Annotated in this window: 1 protein-coding gene; it reads left to right on the forward strand. The window is 67.3% G+C overall.

Translation table 11 applies throughout. The features are described from left to right. Positions 1 to 211: hypothetical protein (locus tag RVY79_RS20400; RefSeq protein ID WP_317466411.1), on the forward strand; the 211-nt coding region annotated here is incomplete at both ends.

The raw sequence follows: 211 nt of genomic DNA on the forward strand, positions 1-211 counted from the left end.
TGACGCAACCGATCATCGGCTCGACGCGCACACGCCGGCACTGCGGGTGCTTGCCGAGCGCATTCATGCGCTGTCGGGCCACATGCCGGTCCTCATGCTGCAGGGGACCTTCTCGCATGAGCCGCCGGGCACGCTGGACCTGTTCCGGCTGATCGGTAGCCGCCACCCCGTCTACGTCGCCGATCGCATTCACCAGGTTGCGCTCGTCGGA

Source organism: Chromohalobacter sp. HP20-39, assembly GCF_033052815.1.
Classification (GTDB): Bacteria; Pseudomonadota; Gammaproteobacteria; order Pseudomonadales; family Halomonadaceae; genus Chromohalobacter.